Origin of the sequence: Microbispora sp. ATCC PTA-5024 (assembly GCF_000511135.2) — a bacterium.
GTDB lineage: Bacteria > Actinomycetota > Actinomycetes > Streptosporangiales > Streptosporangiaceae > Microbispora > Microbispora corallina.
Map to the genome: position 1 here is coordinate 1,156,868 of NZ_KI866522.1, position 6,858 is coordinate 1,163,725.

Below are 6,858 nucleotides of genomic sequence, written 5' to 3' on the forward strand. Positions count from 1 at the left end.
GGGCCTCCCGCGCGGTCAGCCCTCCGCGGGGGCGAGCGCGGCGCCCGGTTCGCGCGCCGCGCGCTCGCGCCGGCCGCGCAGCCGCTGCACCGGGCGCTCGATCAGGTAGTGGCTGGCCGTGGCCACGATCACCGTGCCCACCATCACGTACGCCAGCAGCGGCCAGAACCCGACGTCCCCGCGGAACGACTGGGAGGTGCCGGGGTGGACGCCGAAGATGCTGGCGTTCTTGAACCAGAGGTGGATGAACGGCACGTGCCACAGGTAGATGCCGTACGAGATCTTGCCGAGGTAGCGCACGGGCGGTGTGGTCAGCGTGGCGTCGATGAGACGCGACCGGGCACCCGGCACGGTCAGCGGGGTGACGATCAGCACCGCGAACGCGAACAGCAGCGTGTGCATGATCAGTTCCTGGCCGAAGGCGCCCCAGGTGCCGGCCCCGGGCTCGCCGAACGGCTTGGGCACGTTGACGACGAACACGACCAGGGCACCGAGCCACAGCAGGTTGGGGTGCTTCTTGACGAACCGGTAGAGCCCGGGCGTGGTCCCGCTGACCTCCGCGTACGCGGACACGGTCGCGAGGGCCATGCCGGCGGCGAAGAACCCGATGTACCCGAACGGCCAGAAGTTGAAGTACCACACGTAGGCCGAGGTCGCGGGCAGGTAGGCGAAGGCGATCCACGCGTGGCCGATGAGGGCGATGGCGGCCAGCGGGACCAGCATGCGCAGCATCCGCGTCCGCGTGTCGGCGGCCCTGCGGGCGTACCGGTTGACGACCACGGCCATGATCGGCAGCGAGACGTAGAAGAACGCCTCGGCCGGGACGGTCCAGGTCGGCTCCATGCCGATGAGCCAGTTCGCCGGGTCGACCGTGAACAGGAAGTGGAGCAGCAGGACGGGCTTGAGTACGTCCCACACGCTGCCGATGCTGAAGAAGTTGAAGATCAGCAGGGCGACGGCGGTGAGCACCCAGTAGCCCGGGATGATCCGCAGCACGCGGCCCCACAGGAAGCGGCCGGCGGACGGCCGCGGGGTGCCCGCGAGGATCGAGCGGGCGAACGAGCGGTACAGCAGCAGGCCCGACAGCACGAAGAAGGGCGGCAGGCAGACCTCCAGCCCCTCCGTGATGAAGCCCCAGATGCCGGCGCCCTTGTCGTTGATGTGGTTGCTGACCCCGGCCTCGTAGGCCACGTGGAAGACGACCACGCCGAACGCCATGAGGCCGCGCAGGCCGTCGAACCTTGGTTCCCTTCTCGCGCCGGGCGACGCCACGCGTGGCCCGCTCGACGCCTCAGTTGCCACCATTCGGTGTCTCCCGTCATGTATGCATCAGCTCGACCGACGTCGTTCCGGCCAGTCCATTCACGGGCAAAGGGGAATCTGCCGATCCTGACCTGGCCATCCTTACGTCAGAGCCGCATGACGGACATCTCCTGAAATGCTTGAATAGAGACCTTACGGAGCGGCCTATTGGCGAGTAAGGTAATGACGCTACTAATAGGAGACAATCGCTCGAAATAAGCCCAATACCGCATTTTCAGAGATGTGCGGCCGAGCCGTCCGGCGTAACGATGTCGGAGCCAGGCTCGGCGGATCGACCGTTGCCTTTCGCGGCCGAGGCCGGGTCCGGCCCTGACCTCAGGGAGACGTGATGGCATCGTTCGAGCGAGTACGCCCCGACGAGCTGGAGTACTGGAACCGCAGGGCGGAGACCATGCCGCGCCAGGACCTGGCGCAGTGGCAGTGGCGTAAATTGCGGCGCGCCCTGGAGCGCGCGAGGAAGCAGTCGAAGTTCTGGAGCGAGCGCCTCCCGGACGACATCCGGTCGCTGGACGACTACGCCGCCCGGGTCCCGCTGCTCCGCAAGTCGGAGATCATCGCCGCCGAGCAGGAGGCCCCGCCGTACGGCACGCTGCCGTCGGTGGACCCCTCGCTCGGCATCCGGTACCACCAGACGAGCGGGACGAGCGGGGACCTCCCCGTCCGGACCTTCGACACCCCCCACGACTGGGTGTGGGGCGTCGACGTGTGGTGCACCGTCCTGTACGGCATGGGGGTGCGCCCCCAGCACAAGGGCCTGGTCGCCTTCGGGTACGGCCTGTTCATCGGCTTCTGGGGGATGCACTACGGGCTGGAGCGCATGGGCTGCACGGTCGTCCCCGCCGGCGGCCTCGACTCCCGGACCCGGGTGAAGCTCCTCGTCGACCACCAGATCGAGGTGCTCGGCTGCACCCCGAGCTACGCCATGCGGCTGCTGGAGACCGCCAAGGAGATGGGCGTCGACCTCGCCGTGGACGGCAACGTCCAGATCATCATGGCGGGCGGCGAGCCCCGGCCCGAATCGACGACGCGGGCCATCTCCGAGGGCTTCGGCGCGCGGGTGTTCAACGCGGCCGGCACCACGGAGTTCGGCACGGTGTCGATGTTCGAGTGCCCGTCGCTGCACGGCGGCTGCCACATCATCGAGACCGCCATCATCGAGGAGGTCCTCCACCCCGACACCCTGCGCCCGGTGGACTACGGCGAGGAGGGGATCCGGGTGACCACCGGTCTCGGCCGCGAGGGCATCCAGCTGTTCCGCCACTGGACCGACGACCTCGTGGTCAAGCGGCCCTGGCACGAGTGCGGCTGCGGGCGCACCTGGGACTGGTACGACGGCGGCATCCTGGGCCGCCGCGACGACATGCGCAAGATCCGCGGCGTCTCGGTCACGCCGGTGATGATCGAGGACGTGCTGCGCGGCTTCGACGAGGTCGGCGAGTACCAGACGGTCCTGCGGACGGTCCGCGGGCTCGACACGATCGTCCTGCGGATCGAGCCCAAGGCCGATGCGGGCCTCGACCTCGCGGCGCTCGGCGAACGGGTCAGCACCGCGGTCAAGCGCGAGATCGGCATCCGTCCCGACGTGGAGTACGCCGAGCCCGGCACGCTCCCCCGTTTCGAGGTGAAGGCGGCGAGGTTCCATGATGAACGGTCGAGCTGAGCTGTCGGCGGACCAGGAGCAGCGGCTCCTCGAGTGCCACGCCGCGCTGACGCGGCTGGCCGACGAGTGCGAGGTGCCCGCCGTCCTGACGGCGGTGCGCATGGCGGCCACCGAACTCCAGGTGGCCGTCGAGGGTCAGGGCCTGGACTGACCCGGGCCCCCGCGGCCCCTCCGGACGAGATCCCGCACCGGCCAACCCCCCGTCGCCGGTGCGGGATCTCTGCGTCACATCCCCATCGAGCCGATCAGCCGGTCGTGCAGGCGCGGCCGTTGAGGGTGAAGGCCGTGGGTGACGGGTTGCTCCCGGAGTGCGTCCCGTTGAACCCGATGCGCACGGAGGCGCCGGGCTTGAGCGTCGTGTTCCAGCCGAGGTTGGTCGCGCTGACGGCCGTCCCCGACTGCGCCCAGGTGGCCGACCAGCCCGACGTCACGTGCTGCGTGGACAGCGGGAACGCGAACTCCAGCCGCCACCCGTCGATCGCCGTGGCGCCCGTGTTCCTGACGACGAGATCGGTGGTGAAGCCGCTCGGCCAGCTCCACGCCGTGTAGGTGACGGCGCAGCCCGAGGAGGGCGGAGGCGACGACGGTGGCGGAGACGAGGGCGGGGGCGACGACGGCGGTGGGGACGCCGGGACGCCGGGAACGGTCAGTGGCTCCGACGGGGTGCTCAGGTCCTCGGACGTGCCCCGCGACACCACCTGGAAGGCGTAGGAGGGCTCACTGCCGGTGGACACCATGGTCCGCGGCAGGGAGGTGGAGTCCACGTGATCCCAGCCGGTGGAGGAGCGGCGGAACACCTCGAAGTACGTGCCGGCCGGGTTGCCGCTCGAGTTCCACGACAGGAACCCGGAGGTCGGCTCCCCCGGATACGGGTCGAACCTCAGGGCCGTGGGTGTCTGCACCGGCATCATGGGAGTCGGGCTGGGGATGGGCGGGTAGGCCGCCGCGGTGACGCGGACGAGGAGACTGGCCACGCTCCGGTTGCCGGCCGCGTCGACGGCCACCACGGAGAACAGGTAGTTCCGGCCGTGGATGAGACCGCTGACGACGGCGGTGACCTCGTCGGCCGAGGTCGTGATGGAGGCGTTGACGCGGGCGATAGCGTCGTTCGCCTGGCCGTGCGTCCAGGCGTACACCTCGTACCCCGTGACGCCGACGTCGTCCGTGGACGGTTTCCAGGCGAGGCCGGCCGCGCCGTCGGTCTGGACGTAGCGGGAGGTGAGGCCGCCCGGGGTGCTGGGCGGGGTGGTGTCGGCGGTGACCGCCGCGACGGGGTTGCGCGCCGCGCCCGCGGCGGGGGTCAGGCTCGCGACCAGGGCCGCCGTGGCGGTGACCGCACAGCCTGCGAGCAGCAGGCCGCCGCGTACGGCGGACCTGCGGGAACGGAGAACGGGCATGGGACCTCTTTCATCCGGGCGGCCGTGTCCCCCGGACCGGTCCGCGGCGTACAAGGTCGGAAACGGGATCGTGCCGTCGCGCAGGGAAGGGGCGACCTCGGGCCCGCCGGCCGGTGAGCCGCACGGTGCCCGGGCGCGCGCGGCCGTTCTTGGCCGTCACTCCCCGTTCGTCCTCGACGCCGGAACGGTGGACGGACCGGGGAGGACTCTCCTCAGATCATGCGACGCGGAGGTGGCGCGGTCCAGCCTCCGCGTCCCGCGATCACCTTCTCCACGGCCGTTCCCCAGGTCAGCACCGGCTCCAGCCGATGAATGTTTCAGCCCGTCGCGCGGATTCCGTCCTCAGGCGACGCGGTCGGCGATGTGGCGGCGGCCCTGGTTTCCGCGGGTGAGCAGGTCGGCGAGGCTTCCCGACCGGAGGCGGCCCGAGGCGCGCAGCGCGGAGGCCGCCTCCGCCAAATCGCGCACCACGTCCTCCAGCACGGCGGCCACCTGGTCGGCGTTGTGCTCCAGGATGTCGCACCAGAGCACGGGCGCGCCGTTCGCGATCCGCGTCGTGTCCCGCAGCCCCCGCCCGGCGAGCGACAGGACCGTCTCGTCGGCGGCGGCGAAGCGGGCGGCGAGCGCGGCCGACACCAGGTGCGGGGCGTGGGACACCTCGGCCACCACGCGGTCGTGCTGGTCGGGAGCGAGGATCCGGGCCCGCGCCCCGCAGGCGCGCACCAGCTCGGCGGCCACGCGGAGGGTCTCGGCCGGCAGCGCCGGATGCGGGCACAGCGCCCAGGGACGGCCGTCGAACAGATCGGGGTGCGCGGCGGCCGGGCCCGACAGCTCGCGGCCGGCCATCGGGTGGCCGGGCACGTAGGCGGACACGTCGCATCCGGCAAGCTCGGCCTCGGCCAGGATGCGGGCCTTGGTGCTGGCGACGTCGGTGTAGACGACGCCGAGCCCGCGGTCCTGGGCGTCGCGCAGCACGGCCGCGACGGTGGAGGGCGGGGTGGCGACGACCACCACGTCGGCGGGCGGGTCGCCGGCGGCCAGCGGCACGCCCGCGCCCATCAGCCTCGCCTGGGCCAGGGCGGCCGGGTCGCGGTCGGCCAGCGCGACGCGGGCGCCGGCGCGGCGCATCGCGAGCGCGATCGAGGTCCCGATGACCCCGGTGCCGATGACGGTGACGCGGCGGAGGGCGGTCGTTTCCATCGGTGCTCCCCTGATCCCTGCCCTCGCCCTCAGCCGGCCACCAGCTCGCCCGCGGGCTGCCGGCGGCCCATGAACGCGGTGAGCTCCGCCACCGACCTGGCCAGCTCCTCCAGGTCCTCGTGGACGAGGGCCTGCGGCCCGTCGCACAGGGCGATCTCGGGGTGGGGGTGCACGTCGACGATGACGCCGTCCGCGCCGGCGACGACCGCGGCCCGGCTGAGCGGCAGCACCAGGTCGCGCCGCCCGCCCGAGTGCGACGGGTCCACGATGACCGGCAGGTGCGACAGCCGCTGCACGACCGGCACCGCCGAGATGTCGAGCGTGTTGCGGGTGGACGGCTCGAACGTCCGGATGCCGCGCTCGCACAGCACGATGTCGAGGTTGCCGCGCTGCGCGATGTACTCGGCGGCCATCAGCCACTCCTCGATCGTGGCGTTCATGCCGCGCTTGAGCAGGACCGGGCGGCCGGCCTCGCCGACCGCCTGCAGGAGCGCGAAGTTCTGCATGTTGCGGGTGCCGACCTGCAGCATGTCCGCGTACGACGCGACGGTCTCGACGTCGTGCGCGCCGACGACCTCCGTGACGACGGGCAGGCCCGTCTCCTCGCGCACCTCCGCGAGGATGCGCAGCCCGCGCTCCCCCAGCCCCTGGAACGCGTACGGCGAGGTGCGCGGCTTGTACGCGCCGCCGCGCAGCAGGGTGGCGCCGGCCGCCTGCGCCATGCGGGCGGCCGCGAGGGTCTGGTCGGGGGTCTCGACGGCGCAGGGCCCGGCGATCAGCGTGACGGTCCGGGGGCCGATCGGCACCCCGGCCACCCTGACGGTGGACCGCTCGGGGTGGTGCTCCCGGCTGACCAGCTTGTACTTCGCCGATATGCGGACCACGTTGCGGACGCCGGGCATGCCGCGCAGGTTCAGCGTGGCGAACTGGTCGACGTCGCCGACCAGGCCGATGATGATCCTGCTCACTCCGCGGCTGACGAACGCCTCGCCGCCGGCCGCCTCGACGAGCTCGACGATCGCCTGGATGTCCCAGGGGGTGGCGTCCGCGGCCATCACGATAACCATATGTGCACCGACCTTTCTTCGCCTTTTCTCGCTGCCGTGTGTTTCTCGTACCTTGATTTTCTGACGCGGACGGCCGGTGGGCCAGGCGAAGGAAAGGCAGTAAGTTGCCCGCCGGCAACCGCTTCCTGTCATTTCCGCGAAGCGGCGGGCGGGCGCGCCGCCCTCCCCGTCGCCGGCCGGGCCGGGGCGCCCGGCCGGGACGCGCGAGGGC

Annotated in this window: 6 protein-coding genes; 2 read left to right on the forward strand and 4 right to left on the reverse strand. The window is 71.7% G+C overall.

The genetic code is table 11. The features are described 5' to 3' along the window. Positions 1 to 15: 15 nt before the first annotated feature. A complete protein-coding gene (locus tag MPTA5024_RS05220; protein WP_063794621.1) occupies positions 16 to 1,305 on the reverse strand; it encodes an acyltransferase family protein in 1,290 nt (429 codons plus the stop codon). A gap of 346 nt (positions 1,306 to 1,651) precedes the next feature. Between MPTA5024_RS05220 and MPTA5024_RS05225 the strand changes: the two genes are divergently transcribed. Then, a complete protein-coding gene (locus MPTA5024_RS05225; RefSeq protein WP_198166956.1) occupies positions 1,652 to 2,983 on the forward strand; it encodes a phenylacetate--CoA ligase family protein in 1,332 nt (443 codons plus the stop codon). Beyond that, positions 2,967 to 3,134, forward strand: a complete 168-nt coding sequence (locus tag MPTA5024_RS40620; RefSeq protein WP_157099297.1) for a DUF6052 family protein — start codon at positions 2,967 to 2,969, stop codon at positions 3,132 to 3,134. The genes MPTA5024_RS05225 and MPTA5024_RS40620 overlap by 17 nt, the downstream gene beginning before the upstream one ends. A gap of 94 nt (positions 3,135 to 3,228) precedes the next feature. Here the strand turns inward: MPTA5024_RS40620 and MPTA5024_RS05230 are convergent, their stop codons facing one another. The 3 genes from MPTA5024_RS05230 to aroF form a co-directional block, all read right to left on the reverse strand. Then, a complete protein-coding gene (locus MPTA5024_RS05230; protein ID WP_036320364.1) occupies positions 3,229 to 4,380 on the reverse strand; it encodes a cellulose binding domain-containing protein in 1,152 nt (383 codons plus the stop codon). Positions 4,381 to 4,722: 342 nt separating this feature from the next. Further along, positions 4,723 to 5,580 (reverse strand): prephenate dehydrogenase, encoded by an 858-nt coding sequence (locus MPTA5024_RS05235; RefSeq protein WP_051457722.1) that lies wholly within the window; start codon positions 5,578 to 5,580, stop codon positions 4,723 to 4,725. 29 nt (positions 5,581 to 5,609) lie between these two features. Continuing rightward, on the reverse strand, positions 5,610 to 6,647 hold the full coding sequence (gene aroF / locus MPTA5024_RS05240) for a 3-deoxy-7-phosphoheptulonate synthase (RefSeq protein ID WP_036320366.1): 1,038 nt from the start codon (positions 6,645 to 6,647) through the stop codon (positions 5,610 to 5,612). Positions 6,648 to 6,858 lie beyond the last annotated feature (211 nt).